Origin of the sequence: Nocardia sp. NPDC051052 (genome assembly GCF_044456045.1) — a bacterium.
In the GTDB taxonomy this organism is placed as follows: domain Bacteria; phylum Actinomycetota; class Actinomycetes; order Mycobacteriales; family Mycobacteriaceae; genus Nocardia.
Map to the genome: position 1 here is coordinate 88,851 of NZ_JBITFL010000007.1, position 25,137 is coordinate 113,987.

Sequence of the window (25,137 nt, forward strand, 5' to 3'; positions counted from 1 at the left end):
GAGGCAGTGATGAATCTGCTCGTCACAGTCGGCGGCGCCGTACTGGCGCTCGGCCTGCTCATCCTGATCGCCACGGTGCTGCGACGACCGTCCAGGTCGCCCGAGCAGCTGACCGTCGCCGCGCTGAAGGCGCGACTCGCCGAGGAGCACGCCCCGGCCGAGGAGGCGGCGGAGCGCCTGGTCGCGCCCGAGTTGGAGCACGCGTCCGCGCAGCAGGCCAAGGAGTCCTGACCAGCACGGCACGGCCGAATAGCTTTCGAGTAGCTAGGCTCGAGGTAACCGGTCTACTCCGGTGTGCCAGCTCGAGAGAGGAACCGTGCTTATGCGCGCAATGCTCGAGCAATTGATAACGCTGGCCGAGCACGGTCCCGTGGCCTTGGCTCGGGTGGTAGATACGACCGGTCCTGGGCCGCGCGAGCCGGGTGCCGCGATGATCGTCACTCAGTCCGGCGAGGTGTTCGGGTCGCTGTCGGGTGGTTGCGTGGAGGCCGCGGTCGTCGAGTCGGCGCGTCAGGTGCTGACCACCGGTCACGCGGTGACCGACCGGTTCGGGTATGCCGACGGCGATGGCCTCGCGGTGGGGCTGACCTGCGGCGGCGAGATCGAGGTCTTTGTCGAACGGGTGGGCCCGGATCGCGTCGCGATGTTGGCGGAGTTGCGGCGGCAGATCGCCGCTGGCCTGCCCGTCGCGCTGGCTACCCGGCTGGATACCACCGCGGAATGGCAGCTGTTGCGGACCGACTCGACGGCGGCTTGGCACGACGTCGATCGCGACGCCGTCGCACTGCTCACCGCGGGTCGTAGTGGCGTGGTCGGTGCCGACGAATGCGAGGCCGACGCCTCCGCACGCCCCCGGGTTTTCGTGCAGGTCTTCGGTGTGCCCGCGCGGATGATCCTGGCGGGTGCCAATGATTTCGTGCGCGCGCTGAGCCGCACCGGTCGCCAACTCGGGTACCGAGTCACCGTCGTCGATGCCCGCGAAACCTTCGCCACCCCAGCGCGCTTGCCCGCCGCGCACGAGGTCGTGGTGGATTGGCCGCATCGATACCTGCGCACCGAGCACGAGGCGGGCCGCATCGATCGCCGCACCGTGGTCTGTGTGCTCACGCACGACACCAAGTTCGACGTGCCGACGATCGCGGCGGCCTTGGACATCGACGACATCGCCTTCATCGGCGCCCTCGGTTCCCGCCGTACGCATGCCGAGCGCACCGACCGCCTGCGTGCCGCGGGCGTCACCGAAAGCAAGCTTGCGCGGTTGAAAAGCCCACTGGGCCTTGACCTCAACGCACGCACCCCCGACGAGACCGCGATCTCCATCGCCGCCCAGATCCTCGCCGAGCGCGGCAACGCCTCCGGCCGCCCCCTCGACCGCATCAACGGCCCCATCCATTATTCCTAGGCGCATTCAGACGAACGTCGACGCCCGGCAGCAGGCGAAGTAGCCCGCTCCCCGGGTGGTTACCCCCGCCTACGAAATCTGTTGTTGCGTAGGCACGATCACAACAGATGTTCGATGCGGAGTGGGATGTCGCGGAACCGGCGGCCGGTGGCGTGATGCACGGCGTTGACGATGGCCGCGGCGGCACCGATCATGCCGAGTTCACCGATTCCCTTGACACCCAACGGGTTCACCACGGCGTCATCGACCGGCACGAACGAGATGTCGACCTCGGGAGCGTCCGCGTTGACCGGCAGCAGATACTCCAGCAGCGACGCATTGGCCCAGCGGCCGTCTCGAATATCGGGCAGTGAGCCCTCCATCAGCGCTTGGGACAGGCCCCAATTCATGCCGCCGAGTACCTGACTGCGCGCCAGCTTGGCATTGAGCACCCGGCCGGGGGCGAAGGCGCCGACCATGCGGCGCACCCGGATCATGCCCAGCTCGGGATCGACGGCGACCTCCGCGAACTGTGCGCCGAAGCTGATCTTCCCGTACGGCGCCGGGGTCGTGGCGGGCCGCCAGCTGCCGGTCGTTTCGATATCCGAAAGATGGTTCCGCTCCAGCACATCCGCGTAGGCGTCGCATACCGACGGATCGTCGATCAGCCGCAGCACCCCCTCGACGCCTTCGATCTCGTCGGGCGTGCGGCCGCGCAGTGGTGAGTCGATATCGGCGACCGCGATCTCGATGAGCTGCGCGAGCAACTGGGAGCAGGTGACATGCACGGCAGAGCTGACGGCGCTCGCGCCGATCGAGCCGACGGTGGCCGCGACGTTCGGGTAGTCGGTATTGCCGATCTCGAAGCGGATGCGGTCGAACGGCATGCCCATGGCATCGCAGGCGACCTGCGACATGGCGGTCGCGACACCGGTGCCGAACTCCTGGGTACCGGCTTGGACGACGAGCGAGCCGTCCGAACGCAACCGGGCGTGGGCTCGCTGCGGTTGGCCCGGCTCGTACACCGGGTAGCCCGCCGTGCCGACGCCCCAGCCGATGAGCCAGTTCCCGTCGGTATGCGATCCGGGGCGCTGGTTACGAGCGTCCCAGCCGAAGCGCTCGGCCGCCAGCCGCAGGCATTCGGGGTAACCGTCTGAGCTCCACGGGTTTCCGCTCTCCGGGTCGACGGCGGCATGGTTGCGCAGCCGCAATTGCACCGGGTCCGCGCCGAGCTGTTCGGCAAGCTCATCGATGGCGCATTCCAGCGCGATCATCCCGGAGGCCTCGCCGGGCCCGCGCATGAATGTCGGCGTCATCGTGTTGCCCTTGATCAGCCGATACCGGCCCTCCCAGTGCGGAATTCCGTAGGCCTTGCTCGCCACCTCCAGCGACGGCTCCGCCCAATCATCGAAATGCGAAGTGACCGAAAGCTTGTGGTGACGCAGTCCGGTGAACCGGCCCTCGGTGTCGCAGACCAGGGTGACGCGCTGCTCCTGCTCTTCGCGTAATCCGGTGCCGTAGAACATCTGCTCGCGATTCAGGATCACCCGGATCGGCCTGCCCAGCTCCCGCGCGATCAGCGGGGCGAGCGTCACGTGCGGCCACATCATGGCTTTGCCGCCGAACCCGCCGCCGACATAGTCGGTGACGACGCGCACCTTGCTCGGTGAGATGCCGAGGTGCGCCGCGATGGTCAGCTGGCTGGCCACGATGCCCTGGGTGGCGTCGTAGACGGTGACCGAATCCCCGTTCCACATCGCGGCGGTGACCGAGCATTCGATGGGATTGTGGTGGTTGGCGGCGAAGCGGAACGTCGCGTCCACGGTGTGCGCGGCGGCCTTACTCGCACTCGCGAAGTCGCCGCGTGACTGGGACGCCGGGATCTGGCCCGCGAAGATGCTGTCCGGCGAGTACTGCTCGTCGCGTCCGTCGTCCAGCCGCACCAGCGCGGGCCGCGCGTCATAGGTGGCCTCGACCAGGCGCGCGGCCTGCTGCGCGACCTCGAAGGTGTCCGCGACAACGACGGCGATCGGCTGACCGAAGTAGTGAATAGTGGTGTCCTGCATGGGAAAGAAGCTCTGCCCCGGCGCGGGTTGACCGAACATGGACGGCAACAGCGGCACCGGCGCGACGCGCGGCAGATCCTCATGGGTCAGCACCGCGACCGCCCCCGCACGCAGCGCGTGGCTGACGTCGATGGATCGCACTGTGCCGTTGCCGATCTCGGCGCCGACGATGACACCGTAGGCGGCGTTCGGCATCGGGATCTCGGCGGTGTAGCGGGCGGCGCCGGTGACCTTGGCGTGCCCATCGATGCGATCGAGGCCCTGCCCGACCAGTTCGGGGACGGTAGGTGTGCTCATTTCCGGCCTCCCCGCTGCGCGATCTGCCCGGTCACGATCTCCAGGGTGCGCACCATGGTCCGTTGTGCCAGTTCGACTTTGAACTGGTTCATCGGATGACCGTCCGCGGCGGCGAGCTCGGTGGCGGCGGCCGCCGCGAAGTTCTCCTTGGTCGCGGGCTTGCCGACCAGCAGTGCCTCGGCCATCCTGGCGCGCCACGGCTTGGTCGCCACGCCGCCGAGGCCGACCCGGACATCCCGGATCTCGCCGTCCACCAGATCCAGCGCCACCGCCGCGGACGCCGCGGCAAACTCATAGGATTCGCGGTCGCGCACCTTCAGATAGTGCGAGTTCACCGCGAACGGCAACGGCGGCACGTCGATGCCGACGATGAGCTCGTCGGCGGTGATCGGATGTTCGAGATGCGGTGTGTCACCGGGCAACAGGAAGAAGTCGTCGAAGGCGATGGCCCTGGTGCCGCGCGGTCCCTGCACGTGTACCACGGCGTCGAGTGCGGTCAACGGGATGGCCATGTCGGAGGGGTGCATGGCGAAACAGTGCTCGCTGGTGCCCAATACAGCATTGCCGCGATGCAGTCCCTCGTGCGCGCCGCACCCGCTGCCCGGCGCGCGCTTGTTGCAGGCGAACGCGACGTCGCGGAACTGCGGACAGCGCACCCGCTGCATCAGGTTGCCGCCCATCGAGGCCATGTTGCGGATCTGCGCGGACGCACCCTTCCACAGGGCGATGGACAGGAACGGAAAGCGTTCGACGACACCGGGATCGGCGGCCACCTCGCCCATCCGGACCATCGCGCCGATGCGCAGGCCGCCGTCCGGGCGGTGCTCCAGGTCGGTGAGCGGCAGCCGGTTGATATCGACGACGTTGTCCGGTTCCATCGCGCCGATCCGCAGCATGTCCACCAAAGTGGTGCCGCCGGCGAGGAATACGGTATTCGGGCGGGCGGTCACGGCGGCGAGCGCCTGATCCACCGTCTCGGCGCGGGCAAAGGCGATGGGCTTCATCGGGTCTCACCCATCTCGTCGCGCGCGCTCTTTATCGCGTCCCTGATGTTCTGGTAGGCGGCGCAGCGGCAGATGTTGCCGCTCATCCATTCGGCGATCTCCGCGTCGCTGCCGGTGTGCCCCTCTTCGATGCACTTGATCGCCGACATGATCTGTCCGGGTGTGCAATACCCGCACTGGAAGCCGTCGCAGCTGATGAACGCGCGCTGCACCGGGTGCAGCTCCTCCCCCTCCGCGACGCCCTCGATCGTGGTGATCTCGCGCCCTTCGACGCTCAATGCCAAGGTGAGACAGGACAATTCGCGCTTACCATCGACCCACACCGTGCAGGCGCCGCACGCACCTTGATCGCATCCCTTCTTGGTGCCGGTGAGTCGTAGGTATTCGCGGAGGGCGTCGAGCAGACTCACCCGGGGTTCCAGCGCCACCGGGAAAACGTGGCCATTCACGCGCAGCGTCGCCAGCGTGTAGTCGGGACCGGCAAACTCTGGCTGCCTCGTGTCCTGCTTGGGTAGCTCACCAATAGTCATCGGCGTATCTCCTGCTCATGAGCGCGCATTGGGGGCGGCGTCGTGCAGTACAGAATGCGAACGTAAGACCAAACAACACTCTAGCGTCCAGTCAGCAAACACGCTCGTCAAACAGCGAGCATGCGTTGTCAGCCCATGGTTTTCGACAAAAACAACGAACCCGGGCGCCACAGGCACCCGGGTTCGCGCGTCGAGATATCGGTCAGGCAGCCGCCCATTCGGGGCGCAGCGTGTTCATCGGCGGCCGATCGGCCAGCGACACCTCGGTGCTGTGCGCGCTGAAGGCATCGCCGACCAGCGGGAATTGAGTCAGCGCCGCCCCGGAGTCCTGGACGCCGCTGCGGCCGAGCACGGTGCCGAGGATCTGCCTGCTCATCACGCCGAGATCGGCAAGCGGACGATTGCGGTGCGTGCGCACCCCCAGGTTCACCTGCCCGATCGCGGACAGGCCGAGCCGGTCGAAGGTGTCGAGCAGCAACCCGATCTCCACGCCGTAGCCCGGCGCGAACGGGACCGAGGTGAGCAGCTCACGGGTGCCCGCGTATTCGCCGCCGAGCGGTTGCAGTACCTGGGAGAGCTCGGGACGCAACGCGGCGAGCAGCGGGCGGGCGACGAGTTCGGTGACCCGGCCGCCGCCGTGCGCGTCCACCGCGCCGCCCTGCCGCAGTGGCCTGCGATAGTAGGCCTTGACCAGGTGCATCGCCTCAACGGTGAGCAGCGGGCCGAGCAGTTTCGGCACGAATTCCGGATCCGGGTCGATGAGGTCGGAGTCGACGAAGGCGATCAGGTCGCCACTGGCGACGGCCAGCGAGCGCCACAGCACCTCGCCCTTGCCCGGCACCGGGTCCAGCTCGGGCACCGCCTGCTCACGGCTGATCACCTCGGCGCCCGCGGCACGGGCCCGTTCGGCGGTGGCGTCGGTCGAGCCGGAATCGAGCACGATCAGCTCGTCGACCAGCGTGCCGAACAGCGGCATGATGCTGGCCACCACGTCGGCCACGGTGTCTTCTTCGTTCAGCGCGGGCAGCACCACCGACACGGTGCGGCCGTCCTTGGCGGCGACGAGTTCGTCGACCGACCAGCGGGGGCTGTCCCAGGTATTTGTCGTCGCCCACGCGTGGCGGTCTTCGCGGCTGTGGGGGTGGTGAAATTTCATACCAAACCTCGCAGGGTGCGTGCTGGGGGCCGGATGCCTTGGATCGCGGCGATCATGTCCACCACTCGCCGGGTCGCGGCGACCTCGTGGACGCGGAAGAGCCGGGCGCCGGCGGCTGCCGACCATGCTGTCGCTGCCAATGTGCCCTCCAACCGTTCGGAAAGATCGACACCTAGAGTCTCCCCGATGAAATCCTTGTTGCTGAGTGCCATCAGGACTGGCCACCCGGTATTTACAAGAACGTCCACTCCGCGCAACAACTCGAGCCCGTGATAAGTGTTCTTGCCGAAATCATGGGTCGGATCGATCACAATCGAATCCTCGCGCACACCCGCCGCGACCGCGTTTTCGGCCGCGCGCACCAGGGTATCGGTCACTTCGGCCACGATGTCGGCGTAGCGGACCCGATGCGGGCGGGTGCGCGGGATCGCACCGCCGGTGTGACTGCACACGATTCCGACACCGTGTTCGGCGGCAACCTCGACCAGGTCCGGGTCGGCGCCGGACCAGGTGTCGTTGATCAGATCCGCGCCCGCTCGCACCGCGGCCAGCGCCACCTCGGCCCGCCAGGTGTCGATGCTGATCAATAGCTCCGGGTATTTCGCGCGAATGGCCGCGACGAACGGGATCACCCGGCGCGATTCCTCGGCGGCATCGACCAGCGAACCAGGGCCCGCCTTCACGCCGCCGATATCGACCAGATCCGCGCCCTCGTCCACCGCACGGGCAACGGCCGCCATGGCCGCCGCGTCGGTAAAGGTGGCTCCTTTGTCATAGAACGAATCGGGGGTGCGATTCACGATCGCCATCACCAGCGCCCGATCGGTCGCCACCGGCTTGCCGCACAACGTAGGAAGCGGCGTTGCGGTGGTACTGAACATCCTCTGACTGTAGCTAGCGGTTACCCCACCCCGGGTATTCAGGCCGGACTCAGGTGCGACAGCGGCCGTTCAACTCAGTTCTTCGGGGCGCGGCCTGCCGCTACCTCGGCGGGATAGTCGTCATAGGCGGGGACGTAGCCGTCGGAGCGCCCTGCCAGGACGTACAGGTTGCCGTCGCCGTCGGGGGCGTACCCCTGCTTGCGCAGCTCGACCTTGCGGCTCTTGAAGGTGGACGTCTGCTCCAGCTCCTTGACCACGCGGATGAACAGCGGAACGGCGTAGCCGGGCAGCTGCTGGTAGACCTCGCCGGCGAGCGCCTTGCCGTCGAACTCGATATCCGGACTCAGCGTCACCGCGGCCATGCCCGCCTTGCCGTCGGCGCCCGGCACATCTACGCCGTAGACGACCGCCTGGGAGAGCGCGTGCGAGCGCGTCAGCGCGCCCTCGACCTCGGTGGTCGCGACGTTCTCGCCCTTCCAGCGGAAGGTATCGCCGAGCCGGTCCACGAACGCGATGTGATGCCAGCCCTGGTTGCGCACGAGATCGCCGGTGTCGAACCAGATGTCGCCCTGCTCGAAGCCGTCCCGGACCAGCTTCGCCTCCGAGGCGTCCTTGTCGGTATAGCCGTCGAACGGTGAGCGGTCGGTGACCTTGGACAGCAGCAGCCCGACACCGCCGGTGCCGACCCGGTGCAACCGGCCATCCTTGTCCCGCTTGACTTTTCCGGTCTCGTCGTCGTAATCGACCACCGCGTACGGCAGCGGCCCGAAGCCCGCGGTGCGGTCGACGCTGAACGCGTTGATGAAGGCGATGTTGGCTTCGCTGGCGCTGTAGAACTCGACGATTCGGTTGATGCCGAACCGCTTCTTGAACTCGTCCCACAGTTCCGGACGCAATCCGTTGCCGACGGCGAGCCGGACCTGGTGCTGCCGGTCGGTCGGCTTCGCCGGCTGGTTCAGCAGGTAACGGCAGAGTTCACCGATGTAGATGAATCCCGTTGCCTGCTCGCGGATCACCTCGCCCCAGAAGCGGGACACGGAGAACTGCCTGCCGAGTGCGAAGGTGGCGCCGGCGCCGACCACCGCCGACAGCGCGACGGTGAGCGCGTTGTTGTGGTACAGCGGCAGGCAGCAGTACAGGATGTCGTTGCCGCGCAAGCGAATTCCGAGGCCGCCGATGCCGGACATGCTCTTGGTCCAGCGCAGATGCGTCATCACGCTGGCCTTGGGCAGACCCGTGGTGCCGGAGGTGAAGATGAGGAAGGCGCGTTCCTTGGCGGTGATCTCCGCGCACACCGGCGGGTCGGTCGCGTCGGCGGATTGCGCGGCGGCCTGCAAATCGTTGGCGGGCAACACATTCGCGAGCGGCTCGGACAGTGAGTCCAGCGCCTCCGCGCATTCCTCGCCGACCACGTTCAGCACGCTGTTCAGCAGGCCGAAGCTGTGCGCGAGCACTTGGTCACGCTGGTGATGATTGAGCAGGCCGACGGTGGCGCCGAGTTTCACCGAAGCCAGTACGGTGAACAGGGTTTCGGGCCGGTTGGTCATCAGCACGCCGACCACAGTGCCGCGCTGCACGCCGCGCGCGGCCAGCACCGACGCGTAGCGGTTCACCTCGGCATTGGCCGCACCATAGGTGTAGGCGGTGCCCTCGAAGCGCAGGAACGGGCGGTCCGGATGACGATGCGCGGCGCGCTGAAAGTACAGCCCGACAGAGGATTTGTCGTCCGGCTTGACAGCCATGCCTGCCGCGTTACGCAACATGCCCGGTACGTCGAGTGCCATCGCGGGCAGGTTCTTGGCCAGGTCCAATAAGCTCACCGTCGAGCGGCCGTCAAAACTCACTGTGTAGCTCTCCTCATCAGGAAAATGTGTTGCTCACGCCTCCAGCGCAGCGAAGGCGGACGAAAGATCAGTGACCACGGTGATGCGGTCCATGGCGGATCGGGGCACGAACTTACGGTCGTAGAGTTCGTCGAGCCACTGCAAAAGACCTCGGTAGAAGCCATTCGGGTCCAACAACACCACCGGCTTATTGTGCTGTCCCAGATAGCCTCCGGTCCAGGTTTCGAAGAACTCCTCGAGGGTGCCGATGCCGCCGGGCAGGGTGAGGAAGGCGTCGGCGCGGTCCTCCATGATCTGTTTGCGCTGCCGCATGGTGTCGGTGACGACCAATTCGTCGGCATCGACATCGGCGACCTCACGGTGCACCAGATGCTTCGGGATGACCCCGACGGTGTGCGCGCCGTCGGCCCGTGCCGCGGTCGCCACCTCGCCCATCATCGAGACATTGCCGCCGCCGGACACCAATTGCCAACCGCGCCGGGCGATCTCGGTGCCGACCTGAGCGGCCAACGCAAGGTAGGTGGGGTCGGCGGTGCTTGCCGAACAGTAGACACAGACGGCGTAGGGCTGGTCGCTCACCACTGGTCCTCTGTGCCGAGCGCGTCGTCGGCGCCGTTGCCCTCCGCGCTGGCGAGAATGATCTGCACGACCTCCTCCACGCTGTCGGTGACGTGGATCAGGTCGAGGTCACCGGGCGAGATCTTGCCGGAGCCACCGAGCGAATCGCGCAGCCAATCGACCAGGCCGGACCAATATCTGCTGCCGAACAGGATGATCGGGAAGCGGGTGATCTTGCGGGTCTGCACCAGGGTGAGCGCCTCGAACAGCTCGTCCAGGGTGCCGAAGCCGCCGGGCAGGCAGATGAACGCCTCCGAATACTTCACGAACATCGTCTTGCGGACGAAGAAGTAGCGGAAGTTGATGCCGAGGTCGACCCAGTCGTTGAGGCTCTGCTCGAACGGCAGCTCGATGCCGAGGCCGATCGAATAGCCGCCCGCCTCGCACGCGCCGCGGTTGGCGGCCTCCATCGCGCCGGGGCCGCCGCCGGTGATCACCGCGAAACCGGCCTTGGCCAGCGCCGCGCCGATCGCCAGCCCCGCCTGGTACTCGGGATGATCCGGACCCGTGCGCGCCGACCCGAAAACGGTGACCGCGCGCGGCACCTCGGCGAGCGCGCCGAAACCCTCGACGAACTCGGCTTGGATGCGCAGCACGCGCCACGGGTCGGTGTGTACCCAATCGGTGTCGCCGCGCCTGTCCAGCAAATTCCGGTCGGCAGTGCCGGTCCCATCCTTGCGGTCCCGGCGGAGCATGATCGGCCCGCGAAACTTGGCTGTCGACTTCTGCGTGTTGGCAACCTCGCGGTCAGCGGCGTCGGTGGACATGCGACCACGCTAGCTCATCCGCTCGCCGCGTATTCAGGCCAGATTTACGGGCCACACCAGCGACGTTGGCGACCGGCGGTTATGTGGCGGCCGGGTTGGCCCGTGCCCGATGAGTTACCCAGGTGTTCACGAAATCAGTCGAGGACCTCAGGTGGTCGAGCCCGTCAGATAGTTGCGCAGCATGGCGGTGACGGCGGTGATCTGGTCGACGGGGACGTGCTCCTCGCGCTTGTGGGCCAGGTTGGGGTCGCCGGGGCCGAAGTTCACGGCGGGGATGCCGCGGGCGGCGAAGCGGGCGACATCGGTCCAGCCGTATTTGGCGCGCACCCCGCCGCCGCCATGGCTGTTCACTGAGGCGACCAGGTCCTTGGCGGCCGGGGCGGTCAGGCCGGGTAGCGCGCCGGGCGCGGAGTCGGTCACCTCGAAGGTCAGCTCGAGGTCCGCGAACACCTCGCGGACGTGCTCGATGGCTTGGTCGACCGTGCGGTCCGGGGCGAAGCGGAAGTTCACGTCCACCTCGGCCGCGTCGGGCACCACGTTGCCGGCCACCCCGCCTGCGGCCCGCACCGCGGACAGACCCTCGCGATAGCCGCAGCCATCGATGTCGACCTCGCGGGCCCGATAGTCGGCCAACCGCTGCAGGACCGGCGCCAAGCGGTGAATCGCGTTGTCGCCCAACCAGGCTCGTGCCGAATGCGCGCGCGTTCCGGCGGTGGACAGCCGAACGCGCAGCGTCCCTTGGCAACCCGCCTCGATCCAGCCGCCGGACGGTTCGCCGAGCACCGCCAGATCGCCCGCGAGCCACTCCGGCAGCTCGCGTTCGATGGTGCCGAGCCCGTTGAACTCCGACGCGATCTCCTCGCAGTCATAGAAGATCAGCGTCAGGTCGTGCACCGGTTCGGCCACCGTCGCGGCCAGGTGCAGGAACACCGCGTCGCCGGACTTCATATCCACCGACCCGCACCCGTAGAACACCCGTTCCCCCGCCTCGTTCTCGGTGAAATGGCCGGGCACGTTGTCGGCGATCGGCACGGTATCCAAATGCCCCGCCAGCACCACCCGGCTCGGCAACCCCCGATTCGTCCGCGCCAGCACCACATTCCCGTGCCGCACCACCTCGAACCCGCTCGTCTGCTCCCGCAGCGCCCGCTCGACGAGGTCGGTGATCGCCAGCTCGTCGCGCGAAACACTCGGAATATCGACAAGCGCGGCGGTCAACGTAATCGGGTCAGCACGCAGGTCAAGAGTCACGCCCCTACCCTACGACCGTCCCCCGCCGAAGCACCGCGCGCACACCTCCGCCCGCCGCGCACAACACAGCCAGCGATTCCGTGCGCGCGACACGAATCAGCGCGCCGCCCCCCTCGCACAGCTGTTATTCACTCCGCAGCCAACCAGCGCGCACCACAGCACGAGAACCGCGTTCAGCGCAGCCGCGCATGACTTGACCCGCCGCGCACAACACAGCCAGCGATACCGTGCGCGTGACGCGATCAGCGCGCGGCGCGTCCGCAGGTCCCGTGCGGTGGGACACATCGGCGGAGCGGGCTCACCACTTGGGGCGATGGGTCGGTAATCTCTGTTGACGTGAGTATTCAGGGAGCAGCAGCAGTCGGTATTGCCAATGTGACCGCGGACGGGACCGTGCTGGACACCTGGTACCCGAGTCCGGAGCTCGGCGAGTTCGCCGAGACGGGGACCAAGCGGCTGGATGACGCGCCCGCGGAGTTCGCGGCGCTGCTCGGCTTCGATGCGGCGCGTGGGGTCGATGTGGTCGCGGTGCGCACCACCATCGCCGACCTGTCCGCCGCCCCGGTCGACGCGCACGACGTGTACCTGCGGCTGCATCTGCTCTCGCATCGGCTGGTCCGCCCGCACGGGGTGAACCTGGACGGCCAGTTCGGGCTGCTCAGCAATGTGGTGTGGACCAATCACGGCCCGGCGGCGGTGGAGGGCTTCGAGACCACCCGCGTCAAGCTGCGCGCCCGCGGCCCGGTGACCGTGTACAGCGTCGACAAGTTCCCGCGGATGGTCGACTATGTCATCCCCTCCGGCGTGCGCATCGGCGACGCCGACCGGGTCCGCCTCGGCGCGCACCTCGCCTCCGGCACCACCGTCATGCACGAGGGCTTCGTGAACTTCAACGCGGGCACCCTGGGCAACTCCATGGTCGAGGGCCGCATCTCGGCCGGCGTGGTGGTCGGCGACGGCTCCGACGTCGGCGGCGGCGCCTCCATCATGGGCACCCTCTCCGGCGGCGGCACCACCGTCATCTCCATCGGCGAGCGCTCACTGCTCGGCGCCAACGCGGGCGTCGGCATCCCCCTCGGCGACGACTGTGTCGTAGAAGCGGGCCTCTACCTGACCGCGGGCACCAAGGTCAGCACCCCCGACGGCACCGTCGCCAAGGCCGCCGAATTCAGCGGCCAGAACAACCTCCTGTTCCGCCGCAACTCCCTTTCCGGAGCGGTAGAGGTGGTGCCCCGCAAGGGAACCGGCATCGAACTCAACGCCGCCCTGCACGCCAACGACTGACCCCCGGCCCGTCGGGAATCGACTGAACTGCGCCTTCGCGCGCCCGGGGTAGGTCAGGTGAGGCGCTTCTTTTGGACCTTGCCCATGGCGTTGCGTGGGAGCGATTCGACGATGCGGATCTCGCGGGGGCGTTTGTGGGTCGAGAGTTGTTCGGCTACGTGGGTGATCAGCTCTTGTTCGATGGAAGCCGGTGCGGGGCCGCGTAATACGACGAAGGCGACGATGCGTTGGCCCAGGTCGGGGTCGGGGAGGCCGACGACGGCGGTTTCGGCGACGGCAGGGTGGCCGAGGAGGGCGGTTTCCACTTCGCCCGCGCCGATGCGGTAGCCGCCGGATTTGATGAGGTCTACCGATTCGCGGCCGACGATGCGGTGGAAGCCTGCTGGGTCGATGGCGGCGACGTCGCCGGTTTTGAACCAGCCGTCCTCGGTCCAGCTCTCGGCGGTGGCGTCCGGGCGATTGAGGTAGCCGTCGAAGAGCATCGGGCCGGAAACCTGGAGGCCGCCGATGCTTTCGCCGTCGTGCGCGACGTCGGCACCCGATTCGTCGCGCAGCCTGGTCTGGACGCCGCGCACCGGGGTGCCGACCCAACCGGGGCGGCGCTCACCGTCGGCACGGGTGGACAGGGTGATCATGGTTTCGCTCATGCCGTAGCGCTCGATCGGCGCGTGGCCGGTGAGCTCGCGCAGCCGCTCGAAGACCGGGACGGGCAGTGGCGCACTGCCGGACACGAGCAGCCGCGCATCGGCCAATTGCTTTGCGGCGTCCGGATCTTCGACGACCCGCGACCACACGGTCGGGACCCCGAAATACAGCGTGCCGCGGGCGGCGGCGTACGCCTGCGGTGTCGGCTTGCCGGTATGCACCAGCGGGCTGCCTACGCGCAGCGGGCCGAGCACCCCGAGGATCAGGCCGTGCACGTGGAACAGCGGAAGCCCGTGCACCAGAACATCGTTCGCGGTCCAGGCCCACGCGTCGGCGAGCGCGTCCAACCCGGCCGCGATCGCGCCGCGGCTGAGCACAACACCTTTCGGCAAACCGGTCGTCCCGGATGTGTAGAGGACGAAAGCGGTTGCGGCAGCGTCGGGTTCGGGATAGGTATGCCACGACCTGGCGTGCACCCGTACCGGCACCACCGGCAGCTCGCTGCCCGCAGGCGCCTCGCCGAGCCAGGCCTGGGCGCCGGAATCGGCCAGCATGTGCGCCAGCTCGGCGGTGCCCGAATCCGGCGGCACCGGAACAACGGTCACCCCGGCGATCAGGCACCCGACCACCGCGAGCACCGTGCGCACCGTCGGCTTGGCCAGCACCGCGACCCGCTCGGCCCTGGAAACGCGCTCGGCGACCGAGGTCGCGGCCCCGAGCAGGTCACTGCGCGAGAGCGTCACCCCGTCGATGGTGACGGCATCCGGAATATCCGCGCCGCCTGCGACGGCGAGCGGATTCAGGGAACTGAGCAGCAGCGGCGTACCGAATGACATGCGCCCAAACCTACTTCGCCCGGCCCACCGCGCCCCCGATACCTCGGCCGATCACGGGTGAATGAACCTTCGATGTGACCGTTGACACACTCCATGAGGTGATGAGACAGTTCACGCATAGCCTTCTCAATGAGACAGGGGTCAACGATGACCAGGCCACTTCGCGCACCGACGCACGAGACCGAACTGCCGGACGATATCGACATCACCCAGTTCATCGACGGCATCGCAGGCCTGCTCGGCGGCGCCGCGAACGTCATCATGCAGCTCAGCACCCGCCCGGTCGGCTACGGCGTGCTGGAGAGCACCGTCGACAGCGGAAAGGTCACCCTGCACCCGGTCAAACGGTTGCGCACCACGGTCACCTACCTCGCAGTCGCCATGCTCGGCACCGACGCCGAGCGCGCCGAGTACCGCGACGCGGTAAATCGGTCGCATCGCCCGGTGCGTTCGACCGCGTCGAGTCCGGTGCGCTACAACGCCTTCGATCCGAACCTCCAATTATGGGTTGCCGCTTGCCTTTACTGGGGCGCGAAGGATCTGTACGAGCGCATGCACGGCCCGATGGACGAGCCGACCGCCGACGCCTTCTATCGCTACAGCGCCCGCCTCGGCACCACCCTGCAGGTGCGCCAGGACATGTGGCCCGCCGATCGGCAGGCCTTCGCCGCGTACTGGGACACCCATCTCGCCGCCACCACGATCGACCCGCCGATCCGCGACTACTTCAACGACTTGATCGATCTGAAGATGCTGCCCAGGCCGGTCCAGCTCGCCTTCGCCCGCCCGCACCGCTTCGTCGTCGCGGGCCTGCTCCCCGCACACCTGCGTGACGAGATGGGCTTCACCTGGACCGCACGCGACGACCGCGCCCTCGGCCGCATCCTGCGCATCGTCGGCACCACCCAGACCTGGCTGCCCCGCCAGGCACGCCTGTTCCCGGTCAACGCCTACCTGCTCGACCTGCGCCTGCGCCGCCGCCTCGGCCTGCCGCTCGTCTGACTGGGCAATTGATCAGCAACTGCGTGTCGCGGGCACCTGTTCGGCATTGAGCGGTGTTATCTCGAAGTGCACCCAGGGGGCCGAGCCAGGAGGAAACGATGGGCTATCGGACTGTTGCCACCGCGGCCGCCGCCGCGGCAACCTACTGCGCACTCTTCTCGCCGACCGCCGGCGCCGAACCACCCGACCCCGCGGTGGTCCCGCCACGCACCGCGATCTCCATCCGCTCCACCCTCGGCGCGCACTGGAGCACCGCGAACGAACACGAGTCGCGCACCAGCCTGTCGCTGACGAAGCTCTATCTCGCCGACTACGCCCTGCGGCACGGCGACGGCTCCCGCGCGGACCGCGACCTCGCCGAACGCATGATCCGCTACTCCGACGACGGCGCGGCGACCACGATGGAGTCCAAGTATCCGCAAGCACTCAAATCCGTTGCGGCGGAATACCACCTGGCCGACACCCACGCCGCGGGCGGTTGGGGCGCCGCCTACACCAGCACCGCGGACCTGACCGATTTCCTGGATGCCAAACTACGCACCGACCCCAACTCCCCGATCCTCGAATGGATGGCCGAAGCAGGCGAGAACGCCACCGACGGCACCGAACAGGATTGGGGCACCGCACGTGTGCCGTTCGTCGTCGGAACCAAGTGGGGCTGGTCGGATTTCGGCGAGCCCGACGTCGCCTCGGCCTCCTACGGCCCCGGCTTCGCGGTGGCGGCGCACACGCACGGCACCGCGACCGAGCAGACCCTCGACATCCTCGGGGCGCTCCCGCTGGCCACCCTCGAACTCATCACCGGCCACTGAAAAACTCAGTCAGGGCACCCGGAACGACACCACGATGTGATCGCGCGCGAACCGCCGGATGGCCACCTCGTCACCGAGCGGAATGACGGTCTGCGGCGTCAACGCCAGCGATAACGCGGTGCGCGCGATCATCTCCGCGAGCGGCTCCGGGTCGTAGGCGGCCAGCTTGCCCTCTTGTTGCAGCCGCGCGATGAATTCGGCCAGATAGTCCCGGCCGAGCTCGAGCACCGGCGCCGCCTTGATGGTGAGATACGGCAGGACCAGTTCAGGTTCGGTCGCCAATAGCCGATGCAGCAGCTTATTGTCGCGCAACCCAGTGATGAACGCCGCGAAAAGCTCGACGATCTGTTCTTCCGCGCCCGCGTCGCGATCGACTTGCCGCTGCAGGGCGGCGTCGACCTGCTCGACGAACTCGCGGGTCTGCCGCAGCCCGAGCGCCTCGATCAGATCGGACTTGCTGGCGAAGCGGCGATACAGCGTGGCGAGGGAGAGTCCGCAGCGCCGGGCCACCTCGATCATGCTGGTGCGCTTGATGCCGAAGTCCAGGAACGCCAGCAGCGCGGCGTCGAGCACGCGCGCCTGATTGCCGTCTTCCGGACCCGTGCTTCGGATCAACGGCAGCAGTTTGGTCAGCCTCGCCATGGCTCCCACCATATCCGGGCGGACGAAAGGATGATAAAAGCAGCATCGCATAATGTCAGGGCCGAGTCCCATTGACAGCCTTCGGAGGCAATGAGAAGGTGAGAGTGCAACCTTCTCACCGTCCGCTCATCGGGGAGCGGATGGACACAGAAAGACGAGGTCGATGATGACCGCACCGCTGCACTCCGCCGCATACGAACCGGATTCGGTCCAAGCCGGGAACCCCGCCGCGCAACCATTCACCCCGGAGCTCATGGCGGACCATATGGACGGAATCGCGGCCTTTCTGGGCGGTACCGCCAATGTCATCATGCAGCTGAGCCTGCGCCCCGTCGGACGCGGCGTGCTGGAAAGCAGCGTGGACAGTGGCAAGGTCACGTTGCACCCGATCAAGCGGCTGCGTACCACGCTGACCTATATCGCGGTCGCCATGATGGGTACCGACCACGAGCGCGAAACCTACCGCGAAGCGGTCAACCGGTCCCATCGCCCGGTTCATTCCGGGCCGAAGAGCCCGGTCAAGTACAACGCTTTCGATCCCAAGCTCCAGCTGTGGGTGGCGGCATGCCTGTACTGGGGCTTCGCGGACATGTATACCCGCATGCATGGGCCGATGGATCCCGAGCGCGCCGAGGCCTTCTATCAGTACAGCGCCCGATTCGGCACCACCCTGCAGATGCGCGAGGAGATGTGGCCTGCCGACCTCGGTGCGTTCCAGCAATATTGGGATGAGAACCTGGCGCTGCGTGGCATCGAGCCCGAGCTGCGGGACTACTTCAACGACATCATCGACCTCAAGATGATGCCGCGTCCGGTGCAGGTTACCTTCGCCAGGTTGCAACGCTTCATTGTCGCCGGCCTGCTGCCGCAGCACCTGCGCGACGAGATGCACCTGACCTGGACCGAGAATGATCAACGCCAATTCGACCGCATGCTGCGGACGATCTCGGCGGTACATAACCGGCTACCCAAGCAGGCGCGGATGTTTCCGATGAACTTCTACCTGTTCGACCTGCGCAGACGGATGCGCTTGGGAAAGCAACTGGTGTAGCGACTTTCAGGACTTGCTGACCAGCGCACGCAGGAAGAACGCGAGATTGGCGGGCCGCTCCGCCAGTCGCCTGGTGAGATAGCCGTACCACTGGCTGCCATAGGGCACGTAGACCCGCACCGCCCTGCCTGCCGCGGCCAACCGTAGTTGCTCGGCCTCCCGGATGCCGTACAGCATCTGGTACTCGAACCGCTCAGGGCCACGACCACTTTCCGCCGCGAGATCCTCGGTATCGGCGATCGGCACCGGGTCGTGCGAGGCCACCATGGGATAGCCGTCACCGAGCATCAGCGCCTCGAGGCAGCGAAGATAGGAGTCGGTCACCTCGGACGCACGCTGGAAAGCGACCTCGTGCGGCTCGCGATAAGCACCCTTGCACAACCGGATTCGCGAGTCCGGCCCGGACAGCGCGCGGCAGTCCGCCTCGGTGCGACGCAGGTAGGCTTGCAGAACCGCACCGAGCCAAGGGAATTCACCGCGCAGCTCGCGGACCGTGGCCAGCGTGGCATCGGTGGTGGTGTGGTCTTCGGCGTCGACGGTCACCCAGACGTCGGCCTGGGCCGCCTTGGTGCACAGGATGCGCAGGTTGTCGGTGGCGATCGCGGGTCCGTCCACCGGCAAGGCCTGGCCGAGCGCGGACAGCTTCACCGACACCTCGACGGGTGGGGCGTCGATGCCAGGCAGTTCCGGACGGTCCAGCGCGGCCAAATCGTTGATCAGCGAAAGGTATTCGGCCACGGTGGCGTCGGCCTGGCTCCGGTCGGTGGTGTTCTCGCCGAGGACATCCACGCTGACCATCCGCCCGCTGTTCAGCAGTGTCTGTGCGACCTCGATGAGGTCGCTCCGGGCCTCCCCTGCCACGAACCGCCGCACGATGTCGGCGGTGACCGGAATGCCGGTGAGCGCGCGTTTCAGCCGCGGCGAGTCGGCCGCCGCGAGGATGAGGGGACGCAGCGGATTCACCGGGTCACTCGCCCATGTGCGGGTAGCGGTAATCGGTGGGTGGCACGAAGGTTTCCTTGATCGTGCGTGCGGAGACCCAGCGCAGCAGATTGAGCGGGGACCCCGCCTTGTCGTCGGTACCGGACGCGCGGGCGCCGCCGAACGGCTGCTGGCCGACCACCGCACCGGTCGGCTTGTCGTTGACGTAGAAGTTGCCCGCCGCGAATCGCAGTGCCGCGCCTGCCTGTTCGATCGCCCGGCGATCCTGCGCGAACACCGCCCCGGTCAACGCGTACGGTGCCGCCGAGTCGACCTCGGCCAATATCGCCGGGTACGAGCCGGGTTCGGCATCGTCGTAGACGTGCACCGACAGAATCGGCCCGAAATACTCGGTAGCAAAGGACTCGTCGTGCGGATCGTCCGACAGCAACACCGTCGGCCGCACGAAAAAGCCCTCGCTGTCGTCATAGGTGCCGCCGACCGGAATGGTGATCCCGGCCTCCCTGGCGCGCCGAATCGCGGCGGCGTTCTTGTCGAAGGCACGCTGATCGATCAGTGCACCACCGAAATTGGACAGGTCGGTCACGTCGCCGTAGGTCAGCTCCGCGGTGTGGTGCAAGAATTCGTCGCCCATCTTGCACCACACGGAACGCGCGATGTACGCACGCGAGGCCGACGAACATTTCTGTCCCTGATACTCGTAGGCACCTCGAATCAGCGCGGTCCGCAACGCATCCGGGTCGGCCGACGGGTGCGCGACGATGAAGTCCTTACCACCGGTCTCGCCAACCAATCGCGGATAACCTTGATACCGGCCGATATTCGCGCCGACCTGCTGCCACAGGTGCTGAAAAGTCTTGGTAGAGCCGGTGAAATGGATCCCGGCCAGCCGCGGATCGGCCAGCGCCACCTCGGACAGGTCGGCACCGTCACCGGTCACCATATTGATCACACCCGGCGGCAGCCCCGCCGCCTCCAGCAACCGCATCGTGTAGAACGCCGACAGCGTCTGCGTCGGCGACGGCTTCCACACCACCGTGTTGCCCATCAGCGCCGGCGCGGTCGGCAGATTCCCGGCGATAGCGGTGAAGTTGAACGGCGTGATCGCGTAGACGAACCCCTCCAGCGGCCGATACTCGAGCCGGTTCCACACCCCCGCACTCGACTCCGGCTGCTGCGCCATGATGTCGCGCGCGAACGCCACATTGAACCGCCAGAAGTCGATCAGCTCGCACGGCGCATCGATCTCCGCCTGCTGTGCCGACTTCGACTGCCCGAGCATGGTCGCCGCGGCCACCGTTTCCCGCCACGGCCCGGCCAGCAAATCAGCGGCTCGCAAGAACACCGCGGCCCGCTCGTCGAACGGCAACGTCCGCCATCCCGGCGCCGCCGCCAGCGCCGCGTCGATCGCCCCCTGCGCCTCGGAATGCGTGGTATCGGTATAGGTCCCCAGCACCTGGCTGTGCCGATGCGGCGCGACGATACTGTGCCGTTCCCCGATCCCCGGCCGATGTTTACCGCCGATCACCAGCGGCACCTCGACGGTGTCCGCGGCGATCTCGGCCAGCTTGGCAACCAGCAGCTCCCGCTCGCGACTGCCCGGTGTATAGGAGTGCACGGGCTCGTTTTCTGGAACAGGAACAACCGTGACAGCGTCCATACATCAATTAAACGCCACTACACATTGGACGCGGCGCACGACACGTTCAGCTGAGTTTTCCCAGCGTACCGACTGATTTCGCGAATACATGGGTAACTCACCGGGAACGGGCTGACGCACCAACACGAAATCCGCCGGTCGCCAACGCCATCTACTCCGCACCTAGATCTGGCCTGAATTCCCGGAGAGGCGGGCGAGCCAGTCGTGCGGCGGCGGCGGCGATGCGTTCATCGGTGGCGGTGAGCGCGATGCGGACGTGTTCGGTGCCGGTGGGTCCGTAGAAGTCGCCGGGGGCGGCGAGGATGCCGCGGTCGGCTAGCCAGTCCAGGGTGGTGCGGCACGGTTCGCCGCGAGTGGACCAGAGGTAGAGACCCGCTTCGGAGTGGTCGATGCGGAAACCGGCTTGCTCCAAGGCTTTTCGCAGCACCTCGCGGCGGATCCGGTAGCGCTCGCGCTGTTGCGCCTCGTGCGTGTCGTCGCTGAGCGCGGCGGTCATCGCGGCCTGGATGGGAAACGGCACCATCATGCCTGCGTGCTTGCGTACCTCGAGGAGCTCGGCGACCAGGGCGGGGTCGCCCGCGACGAAGCCCGCCCGGTAGCCGGCCAGGTTGGAGGTCTTCGAAAGCGAGTGCACGGCAAGCAGGTTCGTGTGGTCGCCGTCGCTGACCTCGGGGTCGAGAATCGAGGGGGCGCCGCCGGGAGCGGAGCCTGCGGAGCGACCAGACGATTCAGTCCAGGTGAGGCCGAGGTAGCACTCGTCGGAGGCGATGATCACGTCGCGTTCGCGCGCGAATTCGACGACCTTGCGCAGATGATCGACGCCGAGCACCCGCCCGGTCGGATTCGACGGGGAGTTCACGAACATCAGGACGGGTGTGCGCGGGCCGAGCTGGGTGAGCCCGTCGGCGCGCGCGACCTGCGCTCCCGCGAGCAACGCACCGACCTCGTAGGTCGGGTAGGCCACCTCGGGGATGACGACCAGGTCGTCCGCGCCGAGCCCGAGCAGCCTGGGCAGTCCCGCGATCAATTCCTTGGTACCGATCGCGGGCAGCACCGCCGCCGGGTCGAGTCCGGTGATCCCGTAGCGCCGCTTGAGCGCGTCGACCGCGGCCGCGCGGAGCTCGGGCGTGCCGTGGGTGGCCGGGTAACCGGGCACGGCGGACGCCGAACTCAAGGCCGCGCGGATGAGCGGATCGACGGGGTCCACCGGGGTGCCGACGGACAGGTCGACGATCCCGCCGGGATGCGTCGCCGCCTTCGCCTTCACCGAAGCGATGGTGTCCCAGGGAAAATCGGGGAGCAGACTGCTGACCCGGCCACGGACGGACACGGCAGAGCTACTCGCTCGCCATCGGGGGCAGTTCCTTGATGAACGGCGGGTCGTGGTCGACCTGACCGACCTTCGTGGCACCGCCCGGCGAACCGAGCTCGTTGAAGAAGTCGATGTTGGCGTTCACGTACCCGCTCCACTGGTCCGGGGTGTCGTCTTCGTAGAAGATCGCCTCCACCGGGCACACCGGTTCACACGCACCACAGTCCACGCACTCGTCGGGATGGATGTACAGCATGCGACCACCCTCGTAGATGCAGTCCACGGGGCATTCCTCGATGCATGCCTTGTCCTTCACGTCAACGCACGGTTCAGCGATGATGTACGGCACTGCCGTTCTCCTAGTCTGTCCTCACCTTGCGGGGATAGTCCGCCCAGCGAAACCCTATCCGGACACCCCACGCTACTCCGGGTCAGCCTTGCCTAACTTCAGATGTTCCGCACGCCACTATCGAGGTGCGGAACTATCGCCGAACCCGCCCCGCCTTCCGTCATCGGCCGACCTATGCCGGAAGCCTACGCCGTTACCCGACCGTGAGTGGTAGCGCCGAAACCTTGTGCTGCGGAACGCCGTACGTGGTGGTCCGTTCGCGGGCCGGACGGCCGATGCCCGCGGCGATGTCCACCAGCTCCGCGACGGTCTTGGCCGAGCCGTGCTGCGATCCGGCCATCCGGGAGATGGTCTCTTCCATCAGCGTGCCGCCCACGTCATTGGCGCCGCTGGTGAGCATCACCCTGGTGCCGACGGTGCCGAGCTTCACCCAGCTGGTCTGGATGTTGTCGATCCGCCCGTGCAGCATGATCCGCGACAGCGCGTGCGCGGCCCGGTTGTCCCGGTTCGTCGGACCCGGTCGCGCGGCGCCTGCCAGGTACAGCGGCGCGCTCTGATGCACGAACGGCAGCAGCACGAATTCGGTGAAACCGCCTGTCTCGTCCTGGATTCCGCGCAGCACGCGCAGGTGACCGACCCAGTGCTTCGGGTTGTCCACGTGCCCGTACATCATGGTCGAGCTGGAGCGAAGGCCGATCTGATGCGCGGTGGTGATCACCTCGATCCACGCCGAGGTGGGCAGTTTGCCCTTGGTGAGCACCCAGCGCACCTCGTCGTCGAGGATCTCGGCGGCGGTGCCGGGGATGGTGTCCAGGCCCGCCTCCTTCAGCGCGACCAGCCAGTCCCGAATGCTCTGCCCGCCGCGCGAGGCGCCGTTGACGATCTCCATCGGGCTGAAGGCGTGCACGTGCATGGACGGCACCCGCCGTTTCACCGCCCGCACGATGTCGGCGTAGCCGGTGACCGGCAGGTCCGGGTCGATGCCGCCCTGCATACAGACCTCGGTGGCGCCGTCGACGTGCGCCTCCCAGGCGCGGTCGGCGACCTCGTCCATGCTCAGCGTGAACGCGTCGGCGTCGCCCTTGCGCTGCGCGAACGCGCAGAAACGGCAGCCGGTGTAGCAGATGTTGGTGAAGTTGATATTCCGGTTCACCACGTAGGTGACATCGTCACCGACGGTGTCGCGGCGCAGCTGATCGGCCAGCGCGGCCACGGCCTCCAGGTTCGCGCCGTCGGCGGTGGCCAACGCCAGGTATTCGGCGTCGGAGAGGGCGGCCGGGTCGCGCTCGGCGGCCTTCAGCGCGGCGAGCACCTCGGAATCGAGGCGCTCCGGCGCGACGACCGCGAGATCGCGAGCCTGTTCGCGGATGGTGTCCCAATCGCCGAAGGCGCCGACCACATCCTGGCCGATCGCGGAGTCGCTGCGGCTTTCGGTGTTGCGGCCCTCGGTGTCGATGGCGGTGTTGAGGTCGACGCGTCCGGCGGATTCCCAGGACTGGTCCGGTTCCTGCCAGGGCAGGCCGACCGGCATCGCGTCCGGGTTCGCCAGGCCGGTGACCGGGTCGCTGAGCGCGGCGACGTGCACGCCGATCCGCGGGTCGATCCACGGGCTGCCCGCACGCACGTACTTCGGGTGCGCGGAGGTCCGCTCGACCAGCTGGTATCCGGCCGTTTCGGTGATCTCGCGCAGCGTGTCCAGGTTCGGCCACGGCCGTTCCGGGTTCACGTGATCCACCGTCACCGGCGACACGCCACCCCAGTCATCGATGCCCGCATCGATCAGCGCCAGGCAGTCCTCGAGCGACACCAGGTTCGGCGGCGCCTGCACCGGCACGTCCGGGCCGAGCAGCAGCCTGGTCACCGCGATGGTGGCCAGGAACTCCTCGATACCCGCGTCCGGGACATCGCGCATGGCGGTGTCGTCCTTGGCCCGGAAGTTCTGGATGATCACTTCCTGAATGTGCCCGAAAGCCTTGTGCTGCTTGCGAATCGCCATGATCGACTCGGCGCGTTCGGCCAGCGTCTCGCCGATGCCGACCAGCAGGCCGGTGGTGTAGGGCACCGATAGCCTGCCCGCGTCGGTGATCGCGCGCAGCCGGACCGCGGGGTCCTTGTCCGGGCTGCCGTAGTGGCAAGCGCCCTTCTCGGTGAAAAGACGGGTCGCGGTGGTCTCCAGCATCATGCCCATCGACTGCGCGACCGGTTTGAGCCGGGAGATCTCCTCCCACGACATCACACCGGGATTCAGGTGCGGCAGCAGGCCGGTCTCCTCCAGCACCATGATCGAGACGGCGCGCAGGTAGTCCAGGGTGGAGTCGTAGCCGCGCTCGTCGAGCCACTGCGCGGCCTCTGGCCAGCGATCCTCCGGGCGGTCGCCGAGCGTGAACAGGGCTTCCTTGCAGCCGAGCGCGGCACCGCGGCGGGCGATGTCCAGAACCTCGTCGGGTTCCAGGAACATGCCCTTGCCCTCGGCGCGCAGCTTGCCAGGCACCGTCACGAAGGTGCAGTAGTGGCATTTGTCACGACAGAGCCGGGTCAGCGGGATGAAGACGTTGCGCGAGTAGCTGATGGTCTTCGGCCGTCCGGCCGATTCCAGCCCCGCGTCGCGCACTCTGGCGGCGCTGCGACTCAGATCTTTCAGGTCGTCACCGGTCGCGTGCAGCAGTACCGCGGCCTCGTCCACATTCAGCGTGACACCGTCACGGGCTCGTCGCAGCGCCCGGCGCATGGCCGAGGGAGCAGGGGGTGCGGCAGGAATGCTCGGGTTCGGCAGTTCACTCACGTCCTCGATCATGCGCTAACCATCC

The 25,137-nt window shown here is 67.4% G+C and carries 22 protein-coding genes; 6 read left to right on the forward strand and 16 right to left on the reverse strand.

The genetic code is table 11. From position 1 onward, the window contains the following. The first annotated feature begins 9 nt into the window (after nucleotides 1-9). Both ACIBCN_RS24765 and ACIBCN_RS24770 read left to right on the forward strand, forming a co-directional pair. Nucleotides 10-231 carry a hypothetical protein gene (locus tag ACIBCN_RS24765; protein WP_396994026.1) on the forward strand — a complete coding sequence of 74 codons (222 nt, stop codon included), beginning with the start codon at nucleotides 10-12 and terminating at the stop codon, nucleotides 229-231. Nucleotides 232-322: 91 nt separating this feature from the next. Continuing rightward, nucleotides 323-1,402, forward strand: coding sequence for an XdhC family protein (locus ACIBCN_RS24770; RefSeq protein WP_396994027.1), 1,080 nt, complete (start codon nucleotides 323-325; stop codon nucleotides 1,400-1,402). Nucleotides 1,403-1,500: 98 nt separating this feature from the next. On the opposite strand, the gene ACIBCN_RS24775 is transcribed toward ACIBCN_RS24770, so the two are convergent. The 9 genes from ACIBCN_RS24775 to dapE form a co-directional block, all read right to left on the reverse strand. Continuing rightward, nucleotides 1,501-3,744: a xanthine dehydrogenase family protein molybdopterin-binding subunit gene (locus ACIBCN_RS24775; RefSeq protein WP_396994028.1), complete on the reverse strand. Its 2,244-nt coding sequence runs from the start codon at nucleotides 3,742-3,744 to the stop codon at nucleotides 1,501-1,503. After that, nucleotides 3,741-4,748, reverse strand: coding sequence for an FAD binding domain-containing protein (locus ACIBCN_RS24780; protein ID WP_396994029.1), 1,008 nt, complete (start codon nucleotides 4,746-4,748; stop codon nucleotides 3,741-3,743). The genes ACIBCN_RS24775 and ACIBCN_RS24780 overlap by 4 nt, the downstream gene beginning before the upstream one ends. Next, complete coding sequence (locus ACIBCN_RS24785) at nucleotides 4,745-5,278, reverse strand: (2Fe-2S)-binding protein (RefSeq protein ID WP_396994030.1); 534 nt, start codon at nucleotides 5,276-5,278, stop codon at nucleotides 4,745-4,747. Before ACIBCN_RS24785 ends, ACIBCN_RS24780 begins: the two co-directional genes overlap by 4 nt. Nucleotides 5,279-5,480: 202 nt before the next feature. Next, the gene (locus ACIBCN_RS24790; protein WP_396994032.1) at nucleotides 5,481-6,434 is read right to left on the reverse strand and encodes a glucosyl-3-phosphoglycerate synthase; all 954 of its coding nucleotides are present in this window, start codon (nucleotides 6,432-6,434) and stop codon (nucleotides 5,481-5,483) included. Further along, a complete protein-coding gene (gene folP, locus ACIBCN_RS24795; RefSeq protein WP_396994033.1) occupies nucleotides 6,431-7,315 on the reverse strand; it encodes a dihydropteroate synthase in 885 nt (294 codons plus the stop codon). The genes ACIBCN_RS24790 and folP overlap by 4 nt, the downstream gene beginning before the upstream one ends. A 74-nt stretch (nucleotides 7,316-7,389) precedes the next feature. Further along, on the reverse strand, nucleotides 7,390-9,159 hold the full coding sequence (locus tag ACIBCN_RS24800; protein ID WP_396994034.1) for a long-chain-acyl-CoA synthetase: 1,770 nt from the start codon (nucleotides 9,157-9,159) through the stop codon (nucleotides 7,390-7,392). A 33-nt stretch (nucleotides 9,160-9,192) separates the two neighbouring features. Further along, nucleotides 9,193-9,741 carry a TIGR00730 family Rossman fold protein gene (locus ACIBCN_RS24805; protein ID WP_396994035.1) on the reverse strand — a complete coding sequence of 183 codons (549 nt, stop codon included), beginning with the start codon at nucleotides 9,739-9,741 and terminating at the stop codon, nucleotides 9,193-9,195. Continuing rightward, the gene (locus tag ACIBCN_RS24810; RefSeq protein WP_396994036.1) at nucleotides 9,735-10,544 is read right to left on the reverse strand and encodes a TIGR00730 family Rossman fold protein; all 810 of its coding nucleotides are present in this window, start codon (nucleotides 10,542-10,544) and stop codon (nucleotides 9,735-9,737) included. The genes ACIBCN_RS24805 and ACIBCN_RS24810 overlap by 7 nt, the downstream gene beginning before the upstream one ends. A 147-nt stretch (nucleotides 10,545-10,691) precedes the next feature. Beyond that, nucleotides 10,692-11,795, reverse strand: a complete 1,104-nt coding sequence (dapE, locus tag ACIBCN_RS24815; RefSeq protein WP_396994037.1) for a succinyl-diaminopimelate desuccinylase — start codon at nucleotides 11,793-11,795, stop codon at nucleotides 10,692-10,694. A gap of 336 nt (nucleotides 11,796-12,131) precedes the next feature. Here dapE and dapD point away from each other — a divergent pair, with 336 nt between their 5' ends. Next, on the forward strand, nucleotides 12,132-13,079 hold the full coding sequence (gene dapD, locus ACIBCN_RS24820) for a 2,3,4,5-tetrahydropyridine-2,6-dicarboxylate N-succinyltransferase (RefSeq protein ID WP_396994038.1): 948 nt from the start codon (nucleotides 12,132-12,134) through the stop codon (nucleotides 13,077-13,079). Nucleotides 13,080-13,132: 53 nt separating this feature from the next. On the opposite strand, the gene ACIBCN_RS24825 is transcribed toward dapD, so the two are convergent. After that, entirely contained in the window at nucleotides 13,133-14,560 is a 1,428-nt protein-coding gene (locus ACIBCN_RS24825) for an acyl-CoA synthetase (RefSeq protein WP_396994039.1), read from the reverse strand. A 147-nt stretch (nucleotides 14,561-14,707) separates the two neighbouring features. Between ACIBCN_RS24825 and ACIBCN_RS24830 the strand changes: the two genes are divergently transcribed. After that, nucleotides 14,708-15,562 carry an oxygenase MpaB family protein gene (locus ACIBCN_RS24830; RefSeq protein ID WP_396994040.1) on the forward strand — a complete coding sequence of 285 codons (855 nt, stop codon included), beginning with the start codon at nucleotides 14,708-14,710 and terminating at the stop codon, nucleotides 15,560-15,562. A gap of 98 nt (nucleotides 15,563-15,660) precedes the next feature. Next, nucleotides 15,661-16,374 (forward strand): hypothetical protein, encoded by a 714-nt coding sequence (locus ACIBCN_RS24835; RefSeq protein ID WP_396994041.1) that lies wholly within the window; start codon nucleotides 15,661-15,663, stop codon nucleotides 16,372-16,374. Between the two features lie 9 nt (nucleotides 16,375-16,383). Here ACIBCN_RS24835 and ACIBCN_RS24840 read toward each other — a convergent pair whose 3' ends face one another. Beyond that, nucleotides 16,384-17,016 (reverse strand): TetR/AcrR family transcriptional regulator, encoded by a 633-nt coding sequence (locus tag ACIBCN_RS24840; protein WP_396994042.1) that lies wholly within the window; start codon nucleotides 17,014-17,016, stop codon nucleotides 16,384-16,386. Nucleotides 17,017-17,182: 166 nt separating this feature from the next. Between ACIBCN_RS24840 and ACIBCN_RS24845 the strand changes: the two genes are divergently transcribed. Then, nucleotides 17,183-18,067, forward strand: coding sequence for an oxygenase MpaB family protein (locus ACIBCN_RS24845; RefSeq protein WP_396994377.1), 885 nt, complete (start codon nucleotides 17,183-17,185; stop codon nucleotides 18,065-18,067). 6 nt (nucleotides 18,068-18,073) lie between these two features. Here ACIBCN_RS24845 and ACIBCN_RS24850 read toward each other — a convergent pair whose 3' ends face one another. From ACIBCN_RS24850 to ACIBCN_RS24870, 5 genes are all read right to left on the reverse strand, one after another. After that, a complete protein-coding gene (locus ACIBCN_RS24850) occupies nucleotides 18,074-19,030 on the reverse strand; it encodes a proline dehydrogenase family protein (protein ID WP_396994043.1) in 957 nt (318 codons plus the stop codon). Nucleotides 19,031-19,034: 4 nt separating this feature from the next. Further along, complete coding sequence (pruA, locus tag ACIBCN_RS24855) at nucleotides 19,035-20,669, reverse strand: L-glutamate gamma-semialdehyde dehydrogenase (protein ID WP_396994044.1); 1,635 nt, start codon at nucleotides 20,667-20,669, stop codon at nucleotides 19,035-19,037. Nucleotides 20,670-20,820: 151 nt separating this feature from the next. After that, on the reverse strand, nucleotides 20,821-21,999 hold the full coding sequence (gene dapC / locus ACIBCN_RS24860) for a succinyldiaminopimelate transaminase (protein WP_396994045.1): 1,179 nt from the start codon (nucleotides 21,997-21,999) through the stop codon (nucleotides 20,821-20,823). Nucleotides 22,000-22,006: 7 nt separating this feature from the next. Further along, nucleotides 22,007-22,330 carry a ferredoxin gene (gene fdxA / locus ACIBCN_RS24865; protein WP_396994046.1) on the reverse strand — a complete coding sequence of 108 codons (324 nt, stop codon included), beginning with the start codon at nucleotides 22,328-22,330 and terminating at the stop codon, nucleotides 22,007-22,009. 193 nt (nucleotides 22,331-22,523) lie between these two features. Further along, nucleotides 22,524-25,124 (reverse strand): bifunctional FO biosynthesis protein CofGH, encoded by a 2,601-nt coding sequence (locus tag ACIBCN_RS24870; protein WP_396994047.1) that lies wholly within the window; start codon nucleotides 25,122-25,124, stop codon nucleotides 22,524-22,526. Nucleotides 25,125-25,137 lie beyond the last annotated feature (13 nt).

Bases quoted from the DNA above. Each gene is read 5' to 3' on its own strand.
- ACIBCN_RS24765 (WP_396994026.1), top strand. From the start codon at position 10: ATGAATCTGCTCGTCACAGTCGGCGGCGCCGTACTGGCGCTCGGCCTG.
- ACIBCN_RS24770 (WP_396994027.1), top strand. From the start codon at position 323: ATGCGCGCAATGCTCGAGCAATTGATAACGCTGGCCGAGCACGGTCCC.
- ACIBCN_RS24775 (WP_396994028.1), bottom strand. From the start codon at position 3,744: ATGAGCACACCTACCGTCCCCGAACTGGTCGGGCAGGGCCTCGATCGC.
- ACIBCN_RS24780 (WP_396994029.1), bottom strand. From the start codon at position 4,748: ATGAAGCCCATCGCCTTTGCCCGCGCCGAGACGGTGGATCAGGCGCTC.
- ACIBCN_RS24785 (WP_396994030.1), bottom strand. From the start codon at position 5,278: ATGACTATTGGTGAGCTACCCAAGCAGGACACGAGGCAGCCAGAGTTT.
- ACIBCN_RS24790 (WP_396994032.1), bottom strand. From the start codon at position 6,434: ATGAAATTTCACCACCCCCACAGCCGCGAAGACCGCCACGCGTGGGCG.
- folP (WP_396994033.1), bottom strand. From the start codon at position 7,315: ATGTTCAGTACCACCGCAACGCCGCTTCCTACGTTGTGCGGCAAGCCG.
- ACIBCN_RS24810 (WP_396994036.1), bottom strand. From the start codon at position 10,544: ATGTCCACCGACGCCGCTGACCGCGAGGTTGCCAACACGCAGAAGTCG.
- ACIBCN_RS24825 (WP_396994039.1), bottom strand. From the start codon at position 14,560: ATGTCATTCGGTACGCCGCTGCTGCTCAGTTCCCTGAATCCGCTCGCC.
- ACIBCN_RS24830 (WP_396994040.1), top strand. From the start codon at position 14,708: ATGACCAGGCCACTTCGCGCACCGACGCACGAGACCGAACTGCCGGAC.
- ACIBCN_RS24835 (WP_396994041.1), top strand. From the start codon at position 15,661: ATGGGCTATCGGACTGTTGCCACCGCGGCCGCCGCCGCGGCAACCTAC.
- ACIBCN_RS24840 (WP_396994042.1), bottom strand. From the start codon at position 17,016: ATGGCGAGGCTGACCAAACTGCTGCCGTTGATCCGAAGCACGGGTCCG.
- ACIBCN_RS24845 (WP_396994377.1), top strand. From the start codon at position 17,183: ATGACCGCACCGCTGCACTCCGCCGCATACGAACCGGATTCGGTCCAA.
- pruA (WP_396994044.1), bottom strand. From the start codon at position 20,669: ATGGACGCTGTCACGGTTGTTCCTGTTCCAGAAAACGAGCCCGTGCAC.
- ACIBCN_RS24870 (WP_396994047.1), bottom strand. From the start codon at position 25,124: ATGATCGAGGACGTGAGTGAACTGCCGAACCCGAGCATTCCTGCCGCA.